We start from the raw sequence: 24,150 nt of genomic DNA on the forward strand, positions 1-24,150 counted from the left end.
GCGCATGGGAACCGATCCAGTGTCCGGTTTCACCGAAGAGTGTCCGTGAATGAACCGGGTCGGCGGCGGGGAGGAGAACCATCGGGACGCGAGCGCAAGGTCCGAACCCACTTAAGCAAACGGTCTCACGCAGCACGATGCCCAACACGCCCGGCCATCAGCTGAGGTCCAAATCCCGGTAGTGGATTAGTTCCAAGCAGACCTATGATCCAAGTCCAAGGCACTCAGCGAAGTGGCTGCTGCGGTGTTCCGGAAGCACTTTGTTTGCGTAAGCTGGCGCCTGCATGCTTGTTTCGGCGGGCAAGAACGTAGACTGCTGCGACCAAGGCGGCGGCGAAGCCTGCTGCGGCACCGGCGGCGAGCGACCAACGGGGACCGAAGTGGTTGGCGATCCAACCAACGATGGGAGCGCCCATCGTCATTCCACCGAGGGCAATGCCGACTCGCAGCGCCATGACCCTGCCGCGCATGGAAGGTTCAGTCGAGAGCTGCATGATGCTGTTGGTGCCGTTGGTCAAGGTCAGGACAGCCGCGCCGCTAATTGCGAGTGCGGCCGCAAACCACCAGTATCCGGGTGCGAGCGCACCGAGGGTACAGCCCAGCCCGAAGACGCCGGCGCCGGCCAGCAGAGACGATAAGCCTGGTCGCTTTTGCCCGGCAGCAAACAACCCTCCCGAGAGCGAGCCCACGGCCATGATCGAGGAGAGCAGGCCGAAGGCGCGGGCGCCGGAGTGGAAGACATTCACGGCCATCGTCGAAATGAAGATGGGAAAATTCAGACCAAAGGCGCCGATCAGAAAGAGCATGATGAGGATGGCCCGCAGATCCGGTTTCCGCCACACATAGCGAAGCCCCTCCCGAAATCCTGAGGCGCTGCGGTGGGCTCGAGCGCTTGTACGCAGCTCTGAAAGACGAAAGAACGACATCGAGATGAGAACCGCTGCGAACGAGAGCCCGTTCAGAAGAAAGGCCCAGCCGATGCCAACCTTTGCGATGAGCAAACCGGCAACGGCAGGACCAATCATCTGGGCTGCATTGAACGAAGTTGAATTCAAGGCCACGGCATTGGGGAGGTCTTCGTCACCCACCATCTCCGCGACAAAGGTCTGTCTCACCGGAGCATCGAGCGCCGCGGCGGAGCCGGACAGGAAGGTGAACACATACAAGTGCCAGAGCCGGATGACTCCGGTGATGGTGAGAACTCCCAGGCCGAGCGCCAGCACTCCCATGGTTGCCTGGGTGAACATCAGGAGCTTGCGCTGATTGAGCCGGTCGGCAGCCGAGCCTGTCCAGGGCAGGAACAGAAGCTGCGGCGCGAACTGCAGGCCCATCACGATACCCAGTGCGGACGCATCATGATGGGTCAGCTGGGTCAGCACAAGCCAGTCCTGAGCGACGCGCTGCATCCAGGTACCGACGTTGGAAATCAGGCCGCCTGCCGTCCATAGGCGAAAGTTGAAGCTTCGCAGAGAGCGAAATGTGGAGCGACGGGCGCCGGAGACTGGGATTTTCATGGGCGCGACGACGGGTTGCCTCCATGGAACTGGCCGAAGTGACGCGCCGAAAAGATGCTGATGGGCAGCGCTCCCAGGCCGAACGCAACGATGTGGCTGGTCGTGCGCGGGTGAAATTCACCGACATGCGCGACTAGCAGATAGGCAACTACGGCGTTGAAGAAGCCCCAAACGACATTGACGGTTGACGAGGAGAGCCCTCGGCCGGGCGGTTTTGCGAAGGGACTCTGGAAGGCGCGTCCCATTGTGCCGGCGACAAAGTGAGGGATGGCGTTTGCGGTAAAAACGCCCCCGAAGAAGTACGACACAAGCCATGGCCAATTCATGTGCAGTGGTCCTTTCTTCTGACGAACTCTCCGCCGGTCTTCTGACGAACTCTCCGCTAATCTTCCGACGGGCTCTCCAGCAGCGAAATGATTTCCTGCGTAAAGCCGGTCTCGCCGAGACGGGGAAAGACGTTCTGGATGCTGTAGGCGTGGGTTTCCTCGCGAAGATCGGTCATCGCATCGAGGACGAGGGTCACATTGAATCCCTGCTCGTAGGCCTGGCGGGCGGTGGCTTCGACGCCGACGGATGTCGCCACTCCAGTCACAACAACCTGGGTAGCGCCTCGCTCGCTGAGCTGGCGTTCAAGATCAGTGGTTGCGAAGGATCCCCAGCTTCGCTTGGTGATGACGATGTCGCCCGGCTGCTGATCCAGCTGGGGCAGAAGGTCGGTCCATCCTGCGGGAAACATCTGGCTGCTGCGCGGACGCAGTTCGGTGCGGCCTGATGGCCGGCCCGCTACATTGACTAGCACTACCGGGAGGTTCTTCGCACGGAAGATATCGAGCAATGCCCGCGTCCGATCGATGATCTCGCCGAGCGGATGTAGGAACTTCTGATCGGCTATTCCCTTTTGCAGGTCGACGACGATCAACGCGGTTATGGGATCGAGAGCAGTAAGCGGCATGTTGGTTCTTTCTCCGTGTAAAGGAAGTGGAGGTCGGCTGAAAGGAAGGGCTGACTAATCCTCAGCAAGCCGTTTCAGCAGTTCAAGCGCCTGCTCAAGCTTTTCCTGATCGCGAGCCGAGAGTTTCTGCGAAATAGTTGCAGTCAGCCAATCCTGCCTCGCGGTCCTGCCCTCTTCAAGCCACCTTAGGCATTTTGGCGTGAGAGACATCAGAGTCTGGCGGCCGTCGCCTGGATCAGGCGCGCCGATGACCAAGCCGGCTTGCTGCAGTGGCTTCACCACTGCGCTCATGGACTGCGGGCGCATGCCTTCCACTCGCGCCAGACTTGAAACCGTCGCCGGTCCGTGCTCTTCGAGCCGAAGAATAACCGCGACCTGGGATGGGGTGAGTTCGCTGCGGCCGCCGTATTCGCGTAAGCGCAGCTTGAGCTTGCGGAATATTGCGCGGATCTCGGCAGCCAGTGTCGATGGAAGACTGATCTGGGTAGATGACTTGCGGCTCACCAGATCAATCTCTCATATATGCAGGTAATCTGTAAAGATTGCCTGTTCATATCTATGAGTCTGATTTTCAATTCTTTTGCGCGGGAGGCCCACGTTTGCGGATTCGAATGAAGTGATCACAGAGCTAGACAGTAATCGGCAGGCGAGCCATCTCGCGCCCATAATTATTTGTCGGTGAACCGAACTCTCACTCACTCCGATCTCTCTCTCAAGCATGCGCACGCTAACTCAACGCGAGAAGCCGCCTACCCAGGACCAGACCCTGCTGGTGCTTCTCGCCCAAGCCGGAGACCGGGGCGCGCTGGAACAACTTCTCCATGACACCTATCCTCCGTTGCGTCGCTACATCACCCGCCTCGTCGGCGTCGCTCTCGCCGATGACGTACTCCAGGAGACCTCGCTCCAGATCTTCCGCAAGCTTCCCTTCCTGCGTGAGCCCGCCGTCTTCCGCCCCTGGGCCCTGAGGATCGCCTCGCGCATCGCCTTTGCCCATCTCAAACGTGCACGCCGCTGGCAGCCCCTCGAAGACGCTCCTCCTGAACCCGTCACCACCCTAAGCACCGGCCTCGGCGAGGCGCCCGATGAAGCATTCCTTACCCTGCTCGAGCATGTTTCGCCGGCCAGCCGAGCCGTTCTCCTTCTCCATTACCAGCAGGATTTTTCGCTTGAAGAAAGCGCCGCCATTTTGGAGATTCCGGTCGGCACCGCCAAGTCGCGCCTCCATTACGGAGTCACCACCCTTGTATGTTGCGTTCAGAGGCGTGACGATAGGTTACGTTTCGGCGGAGAGGCCGTTCCCACCCGAGGCCAGCCTTGCTGAGCCTGATGCGAAGATCGGCCGCCGTCCCTCTCTTTTTATGCTGTGGAGAATCGGAGGCCTTTGGAGCCTGCATGTTCAAGGTCAGCAGAAAGAGGAAGCCCGTGGACGCGGACAGGGACGGCTGCTGAAGCCCATCCTAGTGCCGAAGGAGGTCTATGAGCAAGCAGATCGTTGCTCTTGGTAAGCCCGCAGTTTCAACCGAGAAATACCCAGATCGCCAAGTGAAGAAGTTGTTTTGCGGTATTGATATAGGCGCGGAAACTCTGGCGATTGCAGTGATGGAGGTGGACCATCCGTGGGTGCAACGCGAGTTTGCCAACACCGTTGCGGGACACAAGGCGCTGCTCAACTGGCTGGGAAAGATGAAGGCGCCGGTGCGGGTATCGCTGGAGGCCACCGGCATTTATTCGATGGACCTGGCCTTGGCCCTGGATGCGACCGAGTTTGTGGAGGTAGCGGTGCTGAACCCAAAAAGGGTTCACGACTTTGCGCGGACACTTCGCCGGTCCAAAACGGACTCAGCAGATGCTCAGGTGCTGGCAGAGTTCAGTCTGCGCATGCCCTTTGCAGCCTGGCAAAAGCCCAGTCAAAGCGCCCTCGCTCTGCGCGCCATCAGCCGGCATCTGGAGGCGTTGGTGGTCCAGCAAAGGCGGGAAGGTAATCGCCTGCACGCCGCCGAAAGATCGTTAGCCACGCCGCGCTGTGTGATCGCGGACCTGAAGCGTTCGCTGGCCGGAGTTGACCGGGCGCATCGTGAAGCTGCGCCGTGAGGCCCTGACGTTGATCGCCGCTGATGCCCACTTGAGCCAGCGTTTCAGGCTGTTAACAAGCGTTCCGGGCATCGCGGCCGTCAGCGCGTTGCAGATCCTGGGCGAACTGGTCCTGCTGGCCCCAGACATGAAGGTGCGTCAATGGGTCGCGCGCAGCGGGCTCGATCCGGTACACCAAGACTCTGGCACTTCGGTGCATAAAACCATCGCGCATCAGTCGCGCTGGCAGTCGCCACCTGCGCCGGGCGCTTTATATGCCGGCTCTGGCCGCAGTGCGTTGGGACCCACATCTAAAGGCGTTCTATGAAGCCTTGCTTGCGCGGCACAAACGCAAACTGCAGGCACTGATCGCGGTCGCTCGCAAACTGCTTCACGCCATCTACGGCATCTTCGGCAGCCAAACTCCCTACGACGGAAGCAAGCTCTTCCCGCATCTGCTGACCATATAAACGCTACAATCGCCTCATCAAGTGAAACGGAAGCGGGCTCTGCTGGGAAGCAACCATGCCGAGGGATAACTTGGTGGGCTCATCCCGACGATGAACCAACAGCCGAGCGGGGATATCCTCGCTCGGCCCAGACAGGCATCGGAGGGAAAGACCCACCATGCCTTGAAAATCCATTCCATCCCCACCGAAAATGCTTGCACTACAAGAGAGAATCTTCGCAAACACCTCACCCCGGAAAGGAAACCTGTATGAGTCCTGATTACCAGCAGCCCAACTCCGAAAACCCCAACGCGGAGATCGCCTTTGTCCAGCAAGCCCTGGCAGCCGCCGACCGCTCGGAACGGTCCTCCCGCATCATCGTGGGCGTGCTCGCCATTCTCGCCATCGTGGTGTTCGTGTGGATGCATCTTCACATGTTCCCGCCAGAGACCCTGGGCGCGCTTCTGCATTCTCTCCTGCGCGTTGACCTTTTCTTCCTGGTACTGATGTTCGCTATTGCTATGTACCTTCGCCAGGTCATGAACAAGAACACTCGCACCATCCTGCGGGCGCTTGCCAACACCCGCGTACGCTAACTTCATCGCAGGCGAGGCGCGGGCCCGAGGGCCCTCCTGCTCTATGCGCAGGGACGATTCGCATCGTTGATGCGAAAACCCACGTGGGCTAACTCTGAGTGAGGGATCTTTGCATGAGCAGCACGTCCAATGCTCTACCGAATTTCTCGCCGACGCCGCGAAGCAGGCCAACTTCAGCAAAGCCGAGCGAACGATGCAGCGCCACCGAAGCCGTGCTGTTCGAAGGGTCGGCGATGACTGCGATCATTTCCCGCATCCCTGCGGCCGCGCATTGTTCGATCAACTGCCGCATCAGCAGGCGCGCTACACCACGTCTTTGATGGCGTTCTGCGACATAGACCGAATTCTCAACAGTGAAACGATAGGCGGCGCGCGGGCGAAATTGGCTTGCATAGGCATAGCCCGCGATCTCTCCGCCGATCTCCGCAACGATGTAGGGAAGACCAAGATCTAGAACCGCTGCTCTACGCCGTAGCATCTCCGCGGGATCGGGCACAACTGCTTCGAAGGACGCTACGCCGTGAAGCACGTACGGAGCGTAAATGGAAGTGATCGCATTGACGTCTTCTGGCAAAGCCATGCGCACATGTACGTCGACCGGCATCAAGAACGATCATAAAAGCAGAGGAAGTCATGATCGTAGAAGGAAATAGAAGCGTCGGAACCCTCCGCTTTGGGCGGGTTATCGTAAAGGTTGAGGATGTTGATGTGAGGGGGCGAGATTGATGGCGCAGAGTTGGGATGCGGCGCAGTATGCGAGGCAAGGGCGGTTTGTCGCGGACATGGCCGGCGGGGTCTTCGACCTGCTTGCGGCGCAGGCCGGGGAGACAATCCTCGACCTGGGCTGCGGCGATGGCGCGTTGACCGCAAAGATCGCAGCGACCGGAGCGCGCGTGGTGGGCGTCGACAGCTCCGCTTCGATGGTCGAAGCCGCGCGTGGACTTGGGCTGGAGGCTCATCTGTTGCCGGGCGACGAGTTGACATTTGATGGAGAGTTCGACGCGGTGTTTTCGAATGCGGCGCTGCACTGGATGCACAATCAGGACGCGGTGCTGGCCGGAGTCAAACGTGCGCTGAAACCGGGCGGGCGGTTTGTGGCGGAGATGGGCGGCCACGGCAATATCGCTTCCATTCGAGTTGCCCTGGCCGCGGTGTTCGCGGACTGGGGGTTGGACGCCTATGGCATGGATAACAACTTCTTTCCTACGGCGACGGACTATCGCGCCCGGCTCGAGGCGGCGGGATTCTCGGTGGAGACGATCGCGCTCATCCCGCGCCCGACTCCGCTTCCAGAGACAGGGATGCGGGGATGGCTCGAGACCTTTCGCCGGGGATTGCTCGACCGACTGCCGGAGCAACATCGGGAAGCGGCTATTGAGAAGACGGTCGCGCTGCTGAAGCCGGTTTTGCATAGTCCAGAGGAGGGTTGGGTGGCCGACTATGTGCGGCTTCGCTTTGCTGCCTGGGTTTTAGTGGCATCGCCCTGATGGTGGATTCGGTAAGAAGGCATTCGATCGATGCTTTCCTCACCTTTTTTCAAGGGATTGCGACGGTTTAGGTTATGCCCTGAAAATCAATGACAAATCTTCGGTCACTAGTGGCATTGTTACATATGTGCCGATGGTCACAGCGAGGTGGCCTCCGCGGTGTAGGATCGTGTGAACTGTGGCATTTGGCACCCTGTCTTCTCTTTGCGTCGCGCCAATCAGGGAAATCAATATGCATGACCACGAAGTACCTACTCGTACTACGGCAGGGAGCATTTCATGCAAAGGGAGAGCCGACGTGTCCTGGTTGTTGATGATGAGCCGATCATTGCGACGACATTAGCCACAATTCTGCGAATGAATGGATTCTTCGCCACTGCCTTCACCGATCCAGTGAAAGCCCTTGCAAGTGCGCTTGTCGACACGCCAGACCTGCTCATATCGGATATCGTGATGCCGGGTTTGTCGGGGATTGACCTGGCCATTCAGATCAAAGCTCTCTGTCCTAAATGCAAAGTGCTGCTTTTTTCGGGGCAGGCACGCACGGTGAACTTCCTGTACGACGCTGAACGGCTTGGTGAGAACTTCCATATTCTGCCAAAACCGGTGCATCCTATCGACCTGCTGAAGGCCATCCGGGAACAAGGAGCGGAGAACTAGGATCAGAGAACTGGCGCTTGCTTCCCTTGGCTCAGAAGTCCGGTTTTGGAGTCGGATGAGCCGACCCAGACTGGCGTACGAATTTGATCTTTGGTTTAATGATCCCTACAAGGATGTGTACTTGATATGAGGTTGGCGATTGCGATCATCCTTCCCTGGCTGACCTTCTTCACGATTGGGCGGCCGCTGGCGGGAATCCTTTGTCTGATCCTGCAAGTGACGGTGATTGGCTGGATTCCGGCGGCGATTTGGGCGGTCTATGCGCTGAGCCAGTGGAATACCGATCAGAAGATCCGGCACGCGCTGGGCCGATAACGGTCTTGAATTTTCGTCTCTTCCCCTTTGAAAACCCCTCTATTCCGCGCTGAACCGGAGAGTAGCCGGGTCAGAACGCTGCCGTCATTCGTTACCCGACGGTTCGTCCGCGCTGCCCTATGGGAGAGCGGTCGATCTCCATCCTGCCACTGAGCAAATTCAAGGTAAGCAGCACTGCGGGCAGAAGGAAGATCATCGATCCCAGCACCCACATGATGGCTGCTCCGACGACCTGGTCATCGAGCGGGTTGACGTGGAACGGATTGGGGTTCTGCAAGTAATAGCTGTAGACGGGTCGATCGCAGAAGGCGAGGAAGGCCGAGAGCGCGGTGTTGACGAAGTCCGCGGTGATCAGGTAGAGGAGCATTCCCCAGCGGTAGTCGTGATGATGAGCCGGCCATGGCTGAACGACCGGCCACCAGAAGAGCAAAGCGGCGGTGAGGAAGCAGATGTGTTCGACACGATGCCAGCCTTCGTTCCAGAGCGCGAAGTTGTAGGCAGCGGGCGTATGCCAGAGCAGGAAGGTCAGATTCAACGCCAGCCACGCGACCAATGGTTTGGTGAGGAAGCGTCCGATGTTGAGAAGAGGTTTCGACGCAAAGAGCGGGCCCAGGATGACTCGGGTAAAGGCCCGGGGTAGACCGCGGAGGATGGGGACGACCGGCGAACCAAGCAGAACCAGCGGTGGAACCGCGGACATGAGCAGCAGGTGCTGCACCATATGGGCGCTGAGCAGCGCATCGGCAAAGCCGTCGATGGGCGAGGCAATCGACAGCCACAGGGTGGCAAGGCCGGAAAGATAAGCAACGAGGCGCCACTCGGGAAAGAGCTGGGGCCGGGTTTTGCGGATGGCGAGAAAGCCGCGTACGTAGATAGCGGCGAAGACAAGGATGCTGGCGGTGAGCAGCCAGGGCGGGGACCACTCTGCGAGGATGGCATCGGTCGCGCTGTTCATGATTCGCCTCTCAGGAAGAGACGTTCCGGGGTTTCGGGAGATGGGGCCGGGATGGTGGCGTTCCGAGCCAGAATTGGGACGCTCGAATTTGTGCTGCGCTGCTCAATCCCGTGCTTTGGGGAGAGAGTCGATCGCGGTTGGGGTCGCGTGCTTATTTTGGATGTCCTAAGTACTTCGACCGGTCGGCTTCGGCGGAAGGCTTGACGCTGCGAGGATCGGTGAGCTTACCGGAGACATCTTCGGCCGGACTGAGGTCGTTCCCGCGCAAGGTGCTGAGAAAGCCGACCAGGGCGGTGGTTTCGTCGGCATTGAGGGCGTTGCCGTAGGCGGGCATATTGCCGCCTCCCTGGACGACCTGGCGCACGATCTGGTCATAAGTCATGTGGGCGGCGACGGCGTCGAGCGCCGGACCGCGCATGCCGCCGACATTGCCGATGGAGTGACAATTGCGGCACTGCTTGTTCTGAAAGACGATTGCTCCTTGAAGCTGAAGCGGGGTGCGGTCGTGGAGATAGCGGGCGGGGATGGCGTCGCTGCTCCAGGCATTCATGATGGGGCTCCATGGAGTGTAGGTGCCGAGCCGGGTGAAGATGCCGAGGGCGACGGCGATGATGGCGACCATGAGGACGGCGACCGGACGCCGCGACCAGTGCTTCTCTCCCTCAGGAAAGACCAACGGCAGAAGCAGCATGCCGCCGATGGCGAGGACGGGGACGATGAACATCACCGGCGTCTCGATGCTGGGCGGCAGAAAGGCGAGGACGGCGTAGATCCAAAGGAAGGCGAAGTCGGGTTTGGGAGCGGTCTGGATGATGGTCGGATCAGGCTGGCCGGTGGGACCGAAGGGGCCGAAGAAGAGCGCACAGGCGATGACCGCGAGAATGATGGCAGCGGCAAAGACGCCGTCTTTCCAAGCGCCATCGGGAACGAAGGGAATGCCTTCCTTTGCAGTCAAGGAGTGGTATTCGCGCTCGTAGGTAGCCTTGCGAACGATGCGGCCGGGCATCGGCCATTCATTGATGCCGAGGCGAAGGACCATCCAGACATGGACGCCAACGGCGCCGATCAAGATGCCGGGAATGACGAAGACGTGCAGCGCGAAGAAGCGGGAGAGAGTGGCTGCTCCGATGATGGGTCCACCCAGCATCAGGTTGACCGCCGGGCCACCGATGAGGGGCACGCGGCTGAGGATGGAAGCGCCGATGCCGAGGCCCCAATAGGCGTCCTGATCAAAGCGCAGGACCTGGCCGGTGAATGCCATACCCAAAGTCAGCAGGAGCAGGAAGACACCGATGATCCAGGTGAGTTCGCGGGGAAACTTATAAGCGCCGAAGAGGAAGACCTGGCACAGATGAATGAGCACAACGGCGACCATGAAGTCGGAACCCCAGCCGTGAATGGCGCGGAGAAACCAGCCGAGGGCGATGTTGTGATTGAGGAACTGGAGGCTCTTCCAGGCATCGCTGGCGGAGGGCGAGTAGACGAGCGCCAGCAGGATACCGGTGACAACCTGCAGGCCGAGCAGAATGGTGGCGGCGCTGCCAAAGACATACCACCAGCTCTCGGTCTTGACGGGAATGGGGTGGGAGGCGGCTTCGAGGGTTGGCTTGACGAGGCCGAGCCGGTGCTCGAGCCAATCGTAGATGCCGATGGCATTCTGCTTCAGGCTGGCCATGGCTTGCCTCCATCGGGCTGGGTAGATTCGCTGGCGATCTGGACCAGGGGGGCTTGAGCAAGAGGCTTGGCGGCTCCCGGACATTCGGAGACCTTGGTACCGGGACGAGCGAGGGTGGGGAGATCGCCTACGCTGATGATCAGGTTGTTTCCATCGATTTTGTAGGCGTATTCGAAGAGACCGCGTTCGGGCGGCCCGGAGGCGCGAGAGCCATCCTGGTAATAGGCGCCCCCATGGCAGGGACACATGAAGAGCTTCGACTGGGCGAACCAGCGCACCGGGCAACCGAGATGGGCGCAGTTGATGGCGAAGACCTGGAATTGATTTCCGGCTATGCGGCGGACCCAGGCAGGGATATCGCCGGTCTGACCGTCCCAAGGGGTGGTCGAGGGATTGCGGAAGTTGACCAGCCTGGTCTCGCCTTCGGGAAATTGATCGACGGGTCCGAGGCCGACCCAGAAATCGCTATTCTTCTGCTTCTTCATGGCGGGGCCGAGCAGGTAGCCGAGGATCGGCACGGCGAAGATGGCTCCGACCAGACCGTTGGCCGCAATCGAAAGCTTGAAGAGGAAGCGGCGCCGGGAAACTTCTTCAGGCCGCTGGTGCTTCTCCAGTTCTTCTGGCTTGGGACTGTCGGGGGGCAAGGCCGTGGTGGTCATTGGTTATTCGGCTCCTATCGAACGGATGAAGGTTCGTGCTTCACTTTGGTGGAAGCGGCATGTGGGGTATTGGATTCAGGGACGGGGGCGGAGGCGGCGGCCAGAGAACTGGTGCTGCGATGAGAGGCCACCCAGGCCACGACGTCGGTAATGTTCTGGTCAGTGAGGGGATGGTCAGGATCCTGCTCATGGAAGTTAGGCATGTCGGAGGAATGGCCTGCGATGACGATGCTGCGCAGGTTTTGATCGCTGATCAGGTCAAGGAAAGCGGGATCGAAGAGCGCACCGACGACATCCGCGCCCTGGCCGTTATCGCCGTGGCAGTGGGCGCAGTAGGTCACGAATACTTTTTGTCCGGCAGCGGGATCCGGTTTCAGCATGGCCTTGTAGGTCGGCGCATTCAGACCGTCGAGGACCCCGGGTTTGCCCCAGGTCGTGATCAGGCCTTTGGCGAGAACCTCGACCTGCTGCTCGGTGAGCATGCCGCCGCCGACCTGGCCGAAGGCGGGCATGAGGCCGCCGGGAACTCCGTGGTTGAGAACATTTTCTATATTGCTCTCCCCCGCTACGGCAAGATATACAGGGTTCGCGATGGTAATCGCCGGTCCCCGATGCTGGTTGTTTCCGTGACAGGCGATACAGTTTTCCTGGTAAAGCGTGGCGAAGTCGAGGACCCGATCGGGCCGGGGGACTTCGGGTTCAGGGCCGGGTTTGCCCGGTGCGTCGTGGCAGCCGATCGCGGCGAGGGAGGCAGTCGAGAGAAGCCCGAGGAGAAAGAGTCTGAAAGCCCTCATTTGTTCTTGTCCCCTAGTGATTCGTCGACTCGCGGCGCATCGGTATGCAAGCCGGCACGAACGGCGAACGGGAGCGCCCGGAACTGGGGAGTGCGCACCCTGACCTGGAGATTGACGACGAAGCCGGCCACCAGTCCGAAGGCGAACTGCGAGACGATGAACCACAGCCAGTTGATGCGGGCATCGAGGATGGGGCTGAGAATGCCAAGAGACGTGTAGAGCAGACCGGTCCAAAATAGCGGGGCGATAAAACCGGCGGTCAAGATCGGTCTTCTCGGGAACATGGGAAGGATCGCGCCGTATAGCAGGCCTACCAGGACCGAGGAAAATGCGTGGATAGCGAAGCCAGCGAGCAGACCATATAGGTGGAATTGGGCGAGGAAGGCATCGCTTTCACTGGCCCAGCTTACAAAGCCGCCGGCGGCGAGCAGATTGATCGGATACCAGACGCTGTGATATTTGAGCAGCCCGAAGATCGCAGCGGGCACGGTCATGGCGATGCCGCCGGCAATGCCTCCCTTGACGCCGACAAAGAGGCTGTAGCTTTCCAGCGGCAGCACCTGTCGGCGGCCAGTGGTGGCGGCGGAGGGCTCGATCTCCGGCTGCGGCCGGACATGAACGATCCATTCGGTGGATATGGGAACGATCTGGGTGCTGACCGCGACCGGTTCGTGGCGTTCGTGGGGGAAGATCTGGACAAACCAGCCTACGATGGCGGGAAGGACCAGACAGACTCCCAATACGGTGATTGCCCAGTGAGTCACCAACCCGGCCAAGGACAGACTCACGCCCAAGGCAAGGATCAGCGGCCAGATGGTTGGAGCCGGAAGCTGGACAAAGCCTTCCGATTCCGCATGACCGGTTCCGTCGTTATGCGCCATGGCCGCCCTTTCTGACATTTTCTTGATTCATCTTCCCAGCACGTAAACGACGGTAAAGACGACCACCCAAACGGCGTCGACGAAGTGCCAATAGAGGGACAACACTTCGAGCTTTTCGGCATGATGCTCGTTCATTGCTTTGCGCAGCCCGGCGATCAGGGCGACGGTAAGCATGATCAGACCGACGACGACGTGAGTGGCGTGCAGACCGACGAGCGAATAGAAGGTGGTGCCGAAGAGGTTGGTGCGGATGGTCAATCCGTAGTGATAAATGAGTTCGTACCATTCCTTCGCCGTATAGAAGAGGAAGACGAGGGCGAGGAAGATGGTGGCGCCGAGCCATGCGGTGCAGGCACTCACCCGATCTTTGCGGAGCGAAGATACGGCGGCGTGTGCAGTGATGCTGCTGGAAAGCAGGCAGATGGTCGCGACGATGGGAAGTTCCAGCACCTGCTTCGGCGTCGGCCCACTCAGACTCTTGCCGATGTAATAGACATAGGCGACGACGAAGATGATGAAGATGGCCGACTCGGCAAGGATCAGGCATGCCATGCCGACGATGCCGCGGCTGGGCAGCGTCCATGGAGCTTCGCTTACCTCGCGAGTGACGGGGATTGTGCTCATAGAGGCATAACTGCGTCTCTGTCGGCGTTGATGATCAGGCTAGTATTCATAATGGCTATCCACATCTTCGGGATGTTTGAGGTCCCATAGCGGGCGGCGGCTGCTGATCGATGGCGGCACGGCGAAGTTGTAGTCGGGCGGCGGGGACGTGGTCGCCCATTCGAGGGTCCACGCGTCCCATGGATCGGGTCCTGCGACACGGCCGCGGTAGAACGCCCATACCATGTTGACGACGAAGATGACGGTGGCGATCGCCTGGATAAAGCCGCCGGCGCTGACGAGCATGTTCCAGCTGTCCCAGCCTCGTCCTGCCTCGTAGGTATAGATACGGCGAGGCATGCCTAGAATGCCTGGCACATGCATGAGGTCGAAGGTGAGATGGAAGCCGATGACGAAGAGCCAGAAATGCCACTTGCCAAGCCGCTCACTGAGCATGCGTCCGGTCATCTTCGGATACCAGTAGTAGAACGCGGCGAAGAGCGCAAAGAGAATGGCTCCGACGAGCACATAGTGGAAGTGAGCGACGACGAAGTAGGTGTTATTCAACTGCCAATCCATGGGCGCGGAAGAGAGGACGATGCCGGTAAGTCCGGCCCCGAGGAACTGGAAGAGAAAGCCGGTGGCAAAGAGCATGGGGGTTTTGAATTGAATCTTGCCGCCCCACATGGTTGCCAGCCAATTGAAGATCTTGATGCCGGTGGGCACCGAGATGACCATGGTGGCCGCGGTGAAGAAGATGTTCCCTCCCGCACCCAAGCCGTCGATGAACATGTGGTGGGCCCACACGCTGAGGCTGATGAAACCAATCGAGACCGTCGCGGCGACCATGGCGGGATAGCCGAAGATGGCCTTGCGGGAGAAGACGGGAATGATCTCATTCATGAAGCCGAAGGCGGGCATGACGAGGATGTATACCTCGGGATGGCCGAAGATCCAGAAGAAGTGGAACCATAGGATTGCCGAACCGCCGGCCTGGGTATCAAAGAAGTGGGCGCCGAGATAGCGATCGATGGTGATCATGATCTGGGCGGCGGTGAGCGGGCTGACGGCGACGAAGACCAGGAAGCTGGTGACCAGATAAATCCACGGCAGCAATGGCAGGCGAGTCATGGTCATGCCCTTGCACCGCATGGAAAGAATAGTGGCGACGATGTTGATCGCCGTACCGGTAGTACCGATACCGGACAAGAGGATGGAGAAGGTCCAGTAATCGGTGCTATGTCCGGGAGAAAAGACCTTTTCGGTCAGCGGCGCGTAGGCCCACCAGCTGACATCCGGGGCCGAACCAGCGCCGTAGAGTCCACTCCCCCCGACATAGCTGTAATACAGGAGGATTCCACCAAAAGCCGAAATCCAGAAAGAGAAGGCATTCAGCCGGGGAAAGGCCATGTCCCGCGCGCCGATCATCAGCGGGATCAAGTAATTGCCGAAGCCGAAGAGAATCGGCATGCCCACGAAGAAGACCATCGTGGTGCCATGCATGGTGAATAAGCGATTGAATACCTGCGGGGAAAGGAAATGGTTATTGGGCACGGCCAGCTGGATGCGGATCAGCATCGCCATGAATCCGGCGATGACCAAAAAGACAAGCGCATACACGATATACATGATGCCGATCTTTTTGTGATCGACCGTAGTGAGCCAGTCGTGGGCGACCTGGAGCAGAAGCTTCTTTGGTTTGGTCTGGCTGGTCAGATCGACTGCGGTGGTCGTTGCCATAGCTCTCTCCTTTCTGCTGATCCTGTATTAACGCAGCGTGGTTAAGTACTCGGTGACGGCGTTGAGGTCCTTCTCGTTGAGGTGCATGGGCGGCATGAGAGCTCCGGGCTTTAAGGAATCAGGGTTGTCGATCCATTGATGGAGATTCTGCCGATTGTTGGCGAAGGCCCCGGAGCCGAGGGTATCGCGGCTACCCATGTGGGTGAGATCGGGACCGAACTTCCCCTGGGCGCTGGTTCCCTTCACGGTATGGCAATTGGCGCAGGCATTGTGTTCAAAGACCGACTTGCCCTCCAGCTGCTGGGGGCTGAGAGTTGACGGGTCAGCGGCCGGAGCCTGTTGATGCTGGATCCAGGCGGAAAAATCGGCGGGTGAGTCCGCGTAGACACGCAACAACATCTTGGCGTGCTGGGTGCCGCAATATTGCGCGCATTGGCCGAGGTAGAGACCGGCTGCCTGAGGATCGATCCAAATGGTGTTGACCCGATTGGGGATCACGTCGATGCGGCCAGCGAGCCGCGGCACGGAGAAATTATGGGTCACATCGGCCGAGGAGGTGTTGAGGTAAGTGGGGGTGGGATGGGCGGGATCACTGACCGGGACATGAAGTTCATTCGCAGTGACGACGCCGAGTGATGGATAACGATATTCCCACCAGAACTGGTGGCCAATGACGGCGACATCGAGAGCGCCGGCTGGCTTAGGAATACGCTCGGTGCCGAGAATGACGCGCGCCGTGGTGAGAAAGAGCATGAAGACGAGAAGGATCGGGATGACCGTCCACGACAGCTCAATCTGGTTGCTTCCGTAGATCTGGGTTGGCTCGATATTGTCGTCAGTCGCGCGCCCACGATAGCGCAGCACGATAAAGGTCAGAAGGCCGCCGACGACCACGAAGATGCCTAACACCAGGCCGCCTACAAACCAGGTGAGATTAAAGATGGAGCGGGCAGGCGTTCCGGCCGGGTCCAACATGTTTGTCGGAGACAGCGATGCGAGCGGCGGCAGGAAGCGCCAGGCCGCCAAGGTCAAGGATGAAATGGTGCGAAGGGTCATCCAATGAGCCGCGAAATCCGGCATCGCCCACAACCCCGTCACCATAAATGCCTAGACCTCCACCGAAAAGTATGAGCGCTCTCAGGCGCATATGAATCGGAGTTCCATTGCCATGAAGCTAACACAACCAGATTACCCCGATTTGTGACTGAGGACACAGAACTCTACGGCGATCTTTGTTCTATTCCACAGATACGGCTGTTCCGTAATAGGAGCGCGAAATCATGGATTCTTGCGCATGCAGAGTCGATGACTATCGATGAGCAATTCTGCTGCAGTCAGGGAGCAATAGTCAGGGAGCAATCCGGCTACAGTCAGGACAAGGAGGGTGGCAAAGCTATAACAGCGTCGTCAGAGCCGGTGACCATCGCCCGCCCGGCATCTACCCGCGATCCGACGCGGGGCGCTAACGGTTGGTGGCGGAGACGCTGTCTTCGTGGCCCTTCATGTAGTTGCCGTAGCCAACGACCACGGTAGAGAGGACGAGGAAGAAGAGGCCGCCGGCGACCAGGCCGCGGGTGCGGGGGCTGGTGCCGCGCCATTCTTTGAGGAAGATGCCGATGATGGTTGCGAAGATCATGATGCTGGCCATGTGGAGGGTCCAGCTGGAGAAGTCATACTTTCCCATCTTCGTCTGGCCCATGCTGTAGAAGAAGAACTGGAAATACCAGGTGACCCCGGCGAGCGCGGCGAAGGCGTAGTTGAGCGACATGATCCGGGATGCGAGGCGAGGCCGCGGATGGTCGTCCGGATGCGCAAGCTCATCGATTAGCGGCGTGGAGAGCTTCGCCTTGAGAAGATTCTGGCCGCTCTCGCGGGCGGGCGTTCCCAGGTACTGGCCGGCAGAGCGGTTGCGAATGAGAAGGATTGCGCACCAGATGAAGTTGGTCGAGAAGCCACCGAGCATAACCACGATAAGGACGGGCAGGTTTTGCCAGATGTCGGAGCCGCCGTTGGCCAACAGCTGGGCTTTGGCGATCTCGCCGATGGGCTTGCCTGCAGCGAGACCATAGGCGAAACACGCGCTCATGATTCCCGAGAGCACAGCGACGGCAAGCCCTTTGCCGTATTGAAATTCCTGGACCGTCTCTTGCTTCTGGCTCTCGGTCAGCTCATTTTCCTTGGAGCGTCCGGCGAAGCCGCTGAAGAGGATGCCGAGGACGCAGACTGCCAGCCCGAGGAGGATGACGTGACCGGAGTTCTCGCGCAGGATGGCGCTCATGGTCCCGCTGAAAACAGGCGGCATGATGGTGCCGAAGACAGTGCAGAGTCCCAGCACGATAGGATAGCCGAGAGCGAAGCCGAGATAACGGATCGAGAGGCCGCAGGTGAGGCCGCCGATACCCCAGAGGCATCCCCAGAAGTAGGCGAAGAAGAGGCTGGATGAAGGAGCGGCGTGCAGCACCGAGTAGACGTGAGGAACCAGAAGCGAGGCGATGATGATCGGAGCGAGGATCCAGCTAAAGGTACCCTGCACCAGCCAGTAGGTCTCCCAAGACCAGCGTTTGATTCCGCGGAAGGGCAGGTAGCAGCTGGCGGAGGCGAGTCCACCGAGCCAGTGGTAGAAGACGCCCATCAACGGATTGAATTGCAAGGAGCTCCTCCCGGAGGTGCATTGAAGCGACACCATCATAACCAACTGAATGGATACTGGGAAGGAAATGAAATGCCTATTGAATTGCACCGTGGGTTTTCTTGAGGAGAAGCGAGAGGCGATAGTGCTCTGGTTTATATTGCGTTACCGGAGAGGAAGAATCTGCTATGATCTGCAGTCAAGTTTCAATAGAGATTTTGTTCTCACTTTTTCACTATCGATCTGGGCTTGGTCGTGGAGAGCATAATGGCGGACGGGCAGACAAAGGCAGAGCGGATTGCGCGGGCGTTAGACCACTTTTCGATTGAAATTCCCTCCTGGGGATTTGCCAACACCGGAACCCGATTCGGCAAGTTTCTGCAGCCGTCGGCGGCGACCTCGATCGAGGAGAAGTTTGCCGACGCCTCACAGGTGAATGCACTCACCGGGGTCAACCCGACGCTGGCTTTGCATGTGGAATGGGATTTGCCGAATGGCACCGACGATGTTCCGGCGATCCAGCAGTTGGAGCGAAAGTATGGCATTCGCGCCGGGTCGATCAACCCGAATCTGTTTCAGGACCAGGCCTACAAATACGGATCGATCTGCAATCCCGATCCGGAGGTGCGCGAAAAGGCGACAAGCCATATGCTCGATTGCGTTGAGATCGCGAAGCGTCTGGATGCGCGCGATATCTCCCCCTGGGTCTCGGATGGTTCGAATTACCCCGGAACGCAAAGCATTCGCAAGCGGATTGTGTGGATGGAGGAGTCGTTCAGCCGCATTCATGCGGCACTCGGTCCGGCGCAACGCCTGCTGATCGAGTACAAGCCTTTCGAGCCGGCGTTCTATCATACCGACATCGCTGACTGGGGCATGGCGCTTGAGTTGGCGCGCTCGGCGGGCCCGCAGGCGCTGGTGCTGGTCGATACGGGACATCATTACCAGTCGCAGAACATCGAACAGATCGTGGCCTGGCTGCTGCACTTAAAGATGCTCGGCGGCTTCCATTTCAATGACCGGCGCTATGCGGATGACGATCTGACTTTGGGGTCGATTGATCCCTATCAAGTCTTTCGCATCTTTCATCAGATTCTGAGCGACCCCGACCTCAACTCGCTCGAGATTGCTTTCATGATCGACCAGAGTCATAACCTTAAAGGCAAGATGGAGGCCATGGTGCAGACTGTGGCCACGGCAGAAGAGCTCTACGCAAAAGCCGCTCTGGTCGATCTGGAAGAGCTAGAGGTGCTGCAGCAGGGGTGCAAGCTGGTCGAGGCGGAGGAGTGCTTCCGGTCGGCATTCTGGGAGGATGTGCGGCCGATGGTGCGCGATTGGAGGCGGTCGCGGGGGCTTCCCGAAGACCCCCTGCTGGCACTCGCGGAGAGCGGGTATGTGGAGCAGATCACGGCTGAACGGGCGGCGAGAAACATGAAGGCGATTACTTCATACGCGTGATGCTTTCTCTGACTCAGCCCTTTGGACGTGTACTTTGGCTGCGCTCCGTTCACGATGACAACTCTACCGGGCTGTAGTTAGCTTGGGAGAACAAGGTTGCCGACGGCTTCCGGTACGAACACTCGAAGGAACAATAAGGCAGTTGCTGTACCCTGTCTTCATGACAGAACCGATTCGTGCTGCGGTCATTGGCTTCGGCCTTGGTGGACGCGTCTTCCATACGGCATTTATCCATGCGGTCGACGGGCTTCAACTGGCAGCGATTGTGCAGCGCAGGGGCGACGAAGCGGCGCAGGCTTATCCGGACGCGACTATCTACCGTTCGGTCGACGAAATGCTTGCCGACGAGAGCATCCAGCTGGTCGCGGTGACGACCTCGAACCACACCCATTTTGAGCTCGGGCGGCAGGCCCTGCTGGCCGGCAAACACGTGGTGATCGATAAGCCGTTCGCGCTGACTTCGGCCGAAGCGGCGGAGTTGATCCATATCGCACGAGAGCGAAAGCTGGTGCTTTCCGCCTTTCAGAATCGACGCTGGGATGGGGATTTCCGCACGCTTCGCGAGCTAGTCAGCCGCGGTGTGCTGGGGCGCCTGGTTGTCTTCGAATCGCACTATGACCGGTTTCGGCAAGAGCCTCGGCTTAACATGTGGAAGGAAGATGGGGTGACGCCGGGTGGCGGGATGCTCTATGACCTGGGCAGTCACATTATCGACCAGGCGCTGGCGCTCTTCGACGTGCCGGAGACGATTACCGCGGACATTCGGATCGACCGTGATGCAGGCCTGACTGACGATGCATTCGACCTCCGGCTGAGCTATCCGGAGGGGAATGGGAGGAGGCTCACGGTGCTGCTGCGATCGACGATGACGGCGGCGATTCCCGGAGCGCGATTCACGCTGCATGGGACGCAGGGGAGCTTTGTGAAGTTCGGGATCGATCCGCAGGAGGACGCGATCAAGGCGGGGGTGACGATCGGCTCGCCGGGTTGGGGTGAAGAGCCTGAGTCGTTGTGGGGGACCCTCAAGCTGGCGGATGGAAGCGAGAGCCGGATCCGGACCGAAGCTGGGGATTATCGCGGCTACTATGAGAACATTCGCGACGCTATTTTAGGGGAAGCGGCGGTTGCGGTCCCGGGCATAGACGCCTGGCGGACAACGCGCATCATCGAACTGGCGCGGCAGAGCAGCGCGGAGGGACGGACGCTGCCTGTCGAGTTAGGGCCTCTGCCGTAGGCCTTGCCTGGCATTCAGCATAAGTTTGAGTTGACATTCAGGTTGTTTCGGCGCATTGTCGCAGCCGAGATGCATTCGCGTTCCTGAGCGGGTCGATGCATCTTTGCGCCAGTGACAATTCACTAGAGCAGCGGCACGCGAGAACGATGCTGTCCTGCTTCCTTTCCCCCCAAAGGAGCAATCATGAAGGCCCTTCTGCCTGTTACCTTATCTTTGTCTGTCCTTAGTTCCCTCTTCTCATACTCCCAAACAACATCACAAAATCACCAAGTTAATCGGGCATCTGGAGCAGCCGCCGCGGGTGTTACGGCGAACTACGGCAAGCTTCCGCTGACCTTCGAAGAGAACCAAGGGCAGACGGATCCGCGGGTGCGGTTCGCGTCGCGCGGCCAGAACTATTCGCTCTTCCTCACCGACTCGGAGGCCGTGCTTGCCTTGACCAAGCGGGATTCGACTCGTATGAGTTCTGCTAAGACATTTCCCGCGGCGGTGAAGACCGATGTAATTCGGATGGAACTGGCCGGTGCTTCGCATGAGTTGAAGGTAGATGGCGCGGAGGCGCTGCCGGGTAAGGTGAATTACTTTGTCGGCAACGATCCCGCAAAGTGGCATCGCAATGTCCCGACCTTCGCAAAGGTGAAGTATAGCGGTGTTTATGCCGGAGTGGACCTGGTCTACTACGGCAACCAGCGGCAGCTGGAATATGACTTTGTGGTTGCACCGGGCGCCGATCCGAAGATTGTCCGGCTGCATTTCGGGGGCGCGAGCAAATTGACGCTGGGCAGCGGTGGGGATCTCAATATCGCGGCGAAAAACGGCACGGTGGTTTTTCACAAGCCGGTTGTCTATCAGGTGAAGGATGGAGAACGAGAGAGGGTCGATGGCCGATTCCAAATGCTGGCCAAAAACACGGTTGGATTTCAGCTCGGTGCTTTCGATCCTAGCCGGGAGGTAGTGATTGATCCGACGGTGGTTTATTCGACTTATCTGGGCGGCAGCGGGATTGGCTATGACGATGGCGGTGACGGATCTTCTTCCGGGGATGGGATAGGGGGCGTGGTGGTGGATGCCGAGGGCTGCGCCTATGTAACGGGAGCGGCAAATTCGTTGGATTTCCCAGTTACTCCCCACGCGTTCCAAAAAACAAACCCAATCACCAAGCCTGGTTACTATGAACAGGTGACCGAATCGTTTATCACTAAGTTCAACCCGGCCGGCTCCGCCTTGGTCTACTCGACGTACTTTGGGGGAACCGGAACGGATTACACCGATCTCAGTAATGGCATCGGTGACATCGCAATCGACGCTTCTGGAAATGTCTACGCTACGGGTACGGCAAGCACGCTTGATTTTCCAACTACGCCGGTCGCTTACGACCGAGTAGCCAGCCAAGCTGGCAAGGCATTTGTGAGCAAGTTGGATAGCACCGGTTCCACTCTTATCTACTCCACGCTGCTTGGGGGAAGTCAAGGGGAATTCGGTCTCGGTATTGCAGTGAGTCCGGCGGGGAATGCCTATGTCAGCGGAAGGACTTACTCGACTGATTTTCCGATAACGCCAAACGCCTTTCAGAGGGTAGACAAGGCCGCTCGAGGTTCCGCAACCGGTTTTGTCACGGAATTAAACTCGACAGGCTCTGGTCTTATCTACTCCACATTTCTGAGTGGAAGCAGTTACGTCAGCGCTGAAGCTATTTTTCTCGATAAGGCTGGAGACGCCTTCATTGGCGGAACTACCGATTCGACTGATTTTCCGATCACTCCGGGAGCATACGACAGGGTCTTCAAGTTCACGGGAGACAATCTCACGGGCTTTGTGACCAAGCTGAACCCCGAGGGCTCAAAGCTGATCTATTCCACTTATTTCCCCCAGGGTTCGATTGCGGTCGACCCCTCCGGGAATGTTTATGGGGTTGCGACCGCTGGCCCGGTTACCGCTCGCGCTATTCAAAGCAAAGGTGGCGACTGGGTAGGCAAACTCAACGCCAGCGGCACTGCTCTAGTCTATGGTACTTACCTTCTTCCCTCCGATGCCTATGTAGATGGAGAAGATGGTCTAAGTGCGATCGCCGTTGATCCGCTAGGCCATGCGTTTGTTGCCGGCTATGACTCCGCACCCGGTTTTCCGGTGACCCCGGATGCCTTCCAACCTACTTTCAAAGGTGCTTTGAATGAGGAGGGGTCTTATCCGCCCAACGCCGTCTTCGCGGAGCTCAACACGGATGGCACGGCTGTCCTCTATGGCACTTATCTCGGCGGCTCGGGCAGTCTCATCGGCGCGGCGTCGCCCATTGTCCTTGGGGATGGAGCGACGGCAATCGGATTGGATACAGCAGGGAACGCCTATGTTGTAGGAACAACTGCATCCGCTGATTTCCCGGTTACGCGTGGCGCCTTTCAAAGCACGAACCATGCGGCAGCGATAGGCAATGGGTTCATCACCAAATTTGCTCTCCATGGCGGCACCACCACCACTCTTACATCGAACAGCGCTATCTATCAGCGGGGAGAGAACGCGATCCTAACCGCCCACGTGACGCCTCTGACCGGAAGCAGCGTGCCGCCGGGCAACATCGACTTCATCATCAATGGAGCGAGCGCAGCCAAAGTTCCTCTGGATAACACTGGCCGGGCAGTCTATACGACCGATAGCCTGCCGATCGGAGAGAACGCCATTGTGGCCAGCTACTTCGGCGATCTTCCAGAGTATTCGTCCAGCAACGGCGCGATTACGGTTGCGGTCCCTGGCCAGGTGGCTACGCCGACCTTTCCAAAACTTGGAGGGACCTATCCCGCATTATTCCAAGTGGCGATCGAGTGTTCGACGCCCGGGGCGCTTATCTACTACACCACCGACGGTTCCACGCCGGTAGTATCGCCCTACGGGCTCTATACCAACCCCGTATTTATTTTTTATCCGGTGAATACAGTGAAGGCGATCGCGCTGTTGCCAGAGAGCGGCTTTACCCCGAGCGCGGTCGCTACGGCCGTCTACACCATCAATGCGAAAGCTATTCCAACGACAACAACGGTGAAGTCGTTGAGCAATCCGTCGGCGCTGGGAGAGCCAGTGACCTTCGTGGCCACGGTGACTGCGGCTTCCGGTCCGACGCCGACGGGGGCGGTGACCTTCAAGAATGGGGCTGCCTCGGTAGGAACCGCTCCGCTGGTGAAGGGAGTGGCAACCTTCTCGCTGAGCGGGCTTGGCCTTTACGGACATAGCATCACCGCCTACTACACGGGCAGCGCGACTAATACGGCAAGCGCGGTGGGATTTACTCAGGAGGTGACGGAGTAGCGCTCGTGTCCTCTTGGGATTTTCGCTCTCGATTGCGAAAGCTGACGACGGCGATCCATGTGGCTGGCCGTCGTCAGTAAAGAAAGAGATCAAGTCGTAGTATTCACGTCCGAGTTCGTTGATAGTTCCCGAAGCTTAACAGAATGGCATTCTCTTGATCTGGGTAAATTGACATTCTT

25 protein-coding genes are annotated in these 24,150 nt (G+C 58.9%); 11 read left to right on the top strand and 14 right to left on the bottom strand.

Features of this window, described 5'->3' with window-relative positions; genetic code table 11:
- Window positions 1-224 precede the first annotated feature (224 nt).
- The 4 genes from ACPOL_RS26225 to ACPOL_RS26240 are packed head-to-tail and all read right to left on the bottom strand — an operon-like array spanning window position 225 to window position 2,970.
- Window positions 225-1,514, bottom strand: coding sequence for an MFS transporter (locus tag ACPOL_RS26225; protein ID WP_114209668.1), 1,290 nt, complete (start codon window positions 1,512-1,514; stop codon window positions 225-227).
- Window positions 1,511-1,840 carry a hypothetical protein gene (locus ACPOL_RS26230; protein ID WP_114209669.1) on the bottom strand — a complete coding sequence of 110 codons (330 nt, stop codon included), beginning with the start codon at window positions 1,838-1,840 and terminating at the stop codon, window positions 1,511-1,513. The genes ACPOL_RS26225 and ACPOL_RS26230 overlap by 4 nt, the downstream gene beginning before the upstream one ends.
- A 56-nt stretch (window positions 1,841-1,896) precedes the next feature.
- Window positions 1,897-2,466: a cysteine hydrolase family protein gene (locus tag ACPOL_RS26235; protein WP_114209670.1), complete on the bottom strand. Its 570-nt coding sequence runs from the start codon at window positions 2,464-2,466 to the stop codon at window positions 1,897-1,899.
- A 54-nt stretch (window positions 2,467-2,520) separates the two neighbouring features.
- Window positions 2,521-2,970 (bottom strand): MarR family winged helix-turn-helix transcriptional regulator, encoded by a 450-nt coding sequence (locus ACPOL_RS26240; protein ID WP_236657049.1) that lies wholly within the window; start codon window positions 2,968-2,970, stop codon window positions 2,521-2,523.
- 214 nt (window positions 2,971-3,184) lie between these two features.
- On the opposite strand from ACPOL_RS26240, the gene ACPOL_RS26245 reads away from it, so the two are divergent.
- The 5 genes from ACPOL_RS26245 (at window position 3,185) to ACPOL_RS26265 (ending at window position 5,584) form a co-directional block, all read left to right on the top strand.
- Window positions 3,185-3,790, top strand: a complete 606-nt coding sequence (locus tag ACPOL_RS26245; RefSeq protein WP_114209671.1) for an RNA polymerase sigma factor — start codon at window positions 3,185-3,187, stop codon at window positions 3,788-3,790.
- Between the two features lie 155 nt (window positions 3,791-3,945).
- Entirely contained in the window at window positions 3,946-4,560 is a 615-nt protein-coding gene (locus ACPOL_RS26250) for an IS110 family transposase (protein WP_114209672.1), read from the top strand.
- On the top strand, window positions 4,544-4,867 hold the full coding sequence (locus ACPOL_RS26255; RefSeq protein WP_161557577.1) for a transposase: 324 nt from the start codon (window positions 4,544-4,546) through the stop codon (window positions 4,865-4,867). The genes ACPOL_RS26250 and ACPOL_RS26255 overlap by 17 nt, the downstream gene beginning before the upstream one ends.
- Entirely contained in the window at window positions 4,815-5,009 is a 195-nt protein-coding gene (locus tag ACPOL_RS34285) for a hypothetical protein (protein ID WP_414633322.1), read from the top strand. The genes ACPOL_RS26255 and ACPOL_RS34285 overlap by 53 nt, the downstream gene beginning before the upstream one ends.
- 248 nt (window positions 5,010-5,257) lie before the next feature.
- Window positions 5,258-5,584, top strand: a complete 327-nt coding sequence (locus ACPOL_RS26265) for a hypothetical protein (protein WP_114209675.1) — start codon at window positions 5,258-5,260, stop codon at window positions 5,582-5,584.
- Window positions 5,585-5,672: 88 nt separating this feature from the next.
- Here the strand turns inward: ACPOL_RS26265 and ACPOL_RS26270 are convergent, their stop codons facing one another.
- Window positions 5,673-6,188, bottom strand: a complete 516-nt coding sequence (locus tag ACPOL_RS26270) for a GNAT family N-acetyltransferase (protein ID WP_114209676.1) — start codon at window positions 6,186-6,188, stop codon at window positions 5,673-5,675.
- A 121-nt stretch (window positions 6,189-6,309) separates the two neighbouring features.
- Here ACPOL_RS26270 and ACPOL_RS26275 point away from each other — a divergent pair, with 121 nt between their 5' ends.
- From ACPOL_RS26275 to ACPOL_RS26285, 3 genes are all read left to right on the top strand, one after another.
- Window positions 6,310-7,071: a class I SAM-dependent methyltransferase gene (locus ACPOL_RS26275; protein ID WP_114209677.1), complete on the top strand. Its 762-nt coding sequence runs from the start codon at window positions 6,310-6,312 to the stop codon at window positions 7,069-7,071.
- Between the two features lie 279 nt (window positions 7,072-7,350).
- A complete protein-coding gene (locus ACPOL_RS26280; RefSeq protein WP_114209678.1) occupies window positions 7,351-7,731 on the top strand; it encodes a response regulator in 381 nt (126 codons plus the stop codon).
- A gap of 126 nt (window positions 7,732-7,857) precedes the next feature.
- Window positions 7,858-8,046 carry a YqaE/Pmp3 family membrane protein gene (locus tag ACPOL_RS26285; RefSeq protein ID WP_114209679.1) on the top strand — a complete coding sequence of 63 codons (189 nt, stop codon included), beginning with the start codon at window positions 7,858-7,860 and terminating at the stop codon, window positions 8,044-8,046.
- A 91-nt stretch (window positions 8,047-8,137) separates the two neighbouring features.
- On the opposite strand, the gene ACPOL_RS26290 is transcribed toward ACPOL_RS26285, so the two are convergent.
- The 9 genes from ACPOL_RS26290 to rhaT form a co-directional block, all read right to left on the bottom strand.
- Window positions 8,138-9,001, bottom strand: a complete 864-nt coding sequence (locus ACPOL_RS26290) for a cytochrome c oxidase assembly protein (RefSeq protein ID WP_114209680.1) — start codon at window positions 8,999-9,001, stop codon at window positions 8,138-8,140.
- A 151-nt stretch (window positions 9,002-9,152) separates the two neighbouring features.
- Window positions 9,153-10,676, bottom strand: a complete 1,524-nt coding sequence (locus ACPOL_RS26295; protein ID WP_114209681.1) for a cytochrome b N-terminal domain-containing protein — start codon at window positions 10,674-10,676, stop codon at window positions 9,153-9,155.
- The gene (locus ACPOL_RS26300) at window positions 10,664-11,335 is read right to left on the bottom strand and encodes a QcrA and Rieske domain-containing protein (protein ID WP_114209682.1); all 672 of its coding nucleotides are present in this window, start codon (window positions 11,333-11,335) and stop codon (window positions 10,664-10,666) included. The genes ACPOL_RS26295 and ACPOL_RS26300 overlap by 13 nt, the downstream gene beginning before the upstream one ends.
- A 14-nt stretch (window positions 11,336-11,349) precedes the next feature.
- A complete protein-coding gene (locus ACPOL_RS26305) occupies window positions 11,350-12,129 on the bottom strand; it encodes a c-type cytochrome (protein ID WP_114209683.1) in 780 nt (259 codons plus the stop codon).
- Window positions 12,126-13,028 carry a cytochrome c oxidase subunit 4 gene (locus tag ACPOL_RS26310; protein WP_236657050.1) on the bottom strand — a complete coding sequence of 301 codons (903 nt, stop codon included), beginning with the start codon at window positions 13,026-13,028 and terminating at the stop codon, window positions 12,126-12,128. The genes ACPOL_RS26305 and ACPOL_RS26310 overlap by 4 nt, the downstream gene beginning before the upstream one ends.
- A 9-nt stretch (window positions 13,029-13,037) precedes the next feature.
- Entirely contained in the window at window positions 13,038-13,634 is a 597-nt protein-coding gene (locus tag ACPOL_RS26315) for a cytochrome c oxidase subunit 3 (protein ID WP_114209684.1), read from the bottom strand.
- Between the two features lie 39 nt (window positions 13,635-13,673).
- Entirely contained in the window at window positions 13,674-15,353 is a 1,680-nt protein-coding gene (gene ctaD / locus ACPOL_RS26320) for a cytochrome c oxidase subunit I (protein ID WP_114209685.1), read from the bottom strand.
- 27 nt (window positions 15,354-15,380) lie between these two features.
- The gene (coxB, locus tag ACPOL_RS26325) at window positions 15,381-16,454 is read right to left on the bottom strand and encodes a cytochrome c oxidase subunit II (protein WP_236657051.1); all 1,074 of its coding nucleotides are present in this window, start codon (window positions 16,452-16,454) and stop codon (window positions 15,381-15,383) included.
- A 361-nt stretch (window positions 16,455-16,815) separates the two neighbouring features.
- On the bottom strand, window positions 16,816-18,003 hold the full coding sequence (gene rhaT, locus ACPOL_RS26330) for an L-rhamnose/proton symporter RhaT (protein ID WP_114209686.1): 1,188 nt from the start codon (window positions 18,001-18,003) through the stop codon (window positions 16,816-16,818).
- Window positions 18,004-18,249: 246 nt separating this feature from the next.
- Here rhaT and ACPOL_RS26335 point away from each other — a divergent pair, with 246 nt between their 5' ends.
- The 3 genes from ACPOL_RS26335 to ACPOL_RS26345 all read left to right on the top strand — a co-directional run bounded on the left by ACPOL_RS26335 (window position 18,250) and on the right by ACPOL_RS26345 (window position 23,971).
- Window positions 18,250-19,440 (top strand): sugar isomerase, encoded by a 1,191-nt coding sequence (locus tag ACPOL_RS26335; protein WP_114209687.1) that lies wholly within the window; start codon window positions 18,250-18,252, stop codon window positions 19,438-19,440.
- A gap of 160 nt (window positions 19,441-19,600) precedes the next feature.
- On the top strand, window positions 19,601-20,674 hold the full coding sequence (locus ACPOL_RS26340) for a Gfo/Idh/MocA family oxidoreductase (RefSeq protein WP_114209688.1): 1,074 nt from the start codon (window positions 19,601-19,603) through the stop codon (window positions 20,672-20,674).
- 183 nt (window positions 20,675-20,857) lie between these two features.
- Window positions 20,858-23,971 carry a DUF7948 domain-containing protein gene (locus ACPOL_RS26345; RefSeq protein ID WP_114209689.1) on the top strand — a complete coding sequence of 1,038 codons (3,114 nt, stop codon included), beginning with the start codon at window positions 20,858-20,860 and terminating at the stop codon, window positions 23,969-23,971.
- The last annotated feature ends 179 nt before the right edge of the window (window positions 23,972-24,150 follow it).

Origin of the sequence: Acidisarcina polymorpha, assembly GCF_003330725.1 — a bacterium.
Classification (GTDB): Bacteria; Acidobacteriota; Terriglobia; order Terriglobales; family Acidobacteriaceae; genus Acidisarcina; species Acidisarcina polymorpha.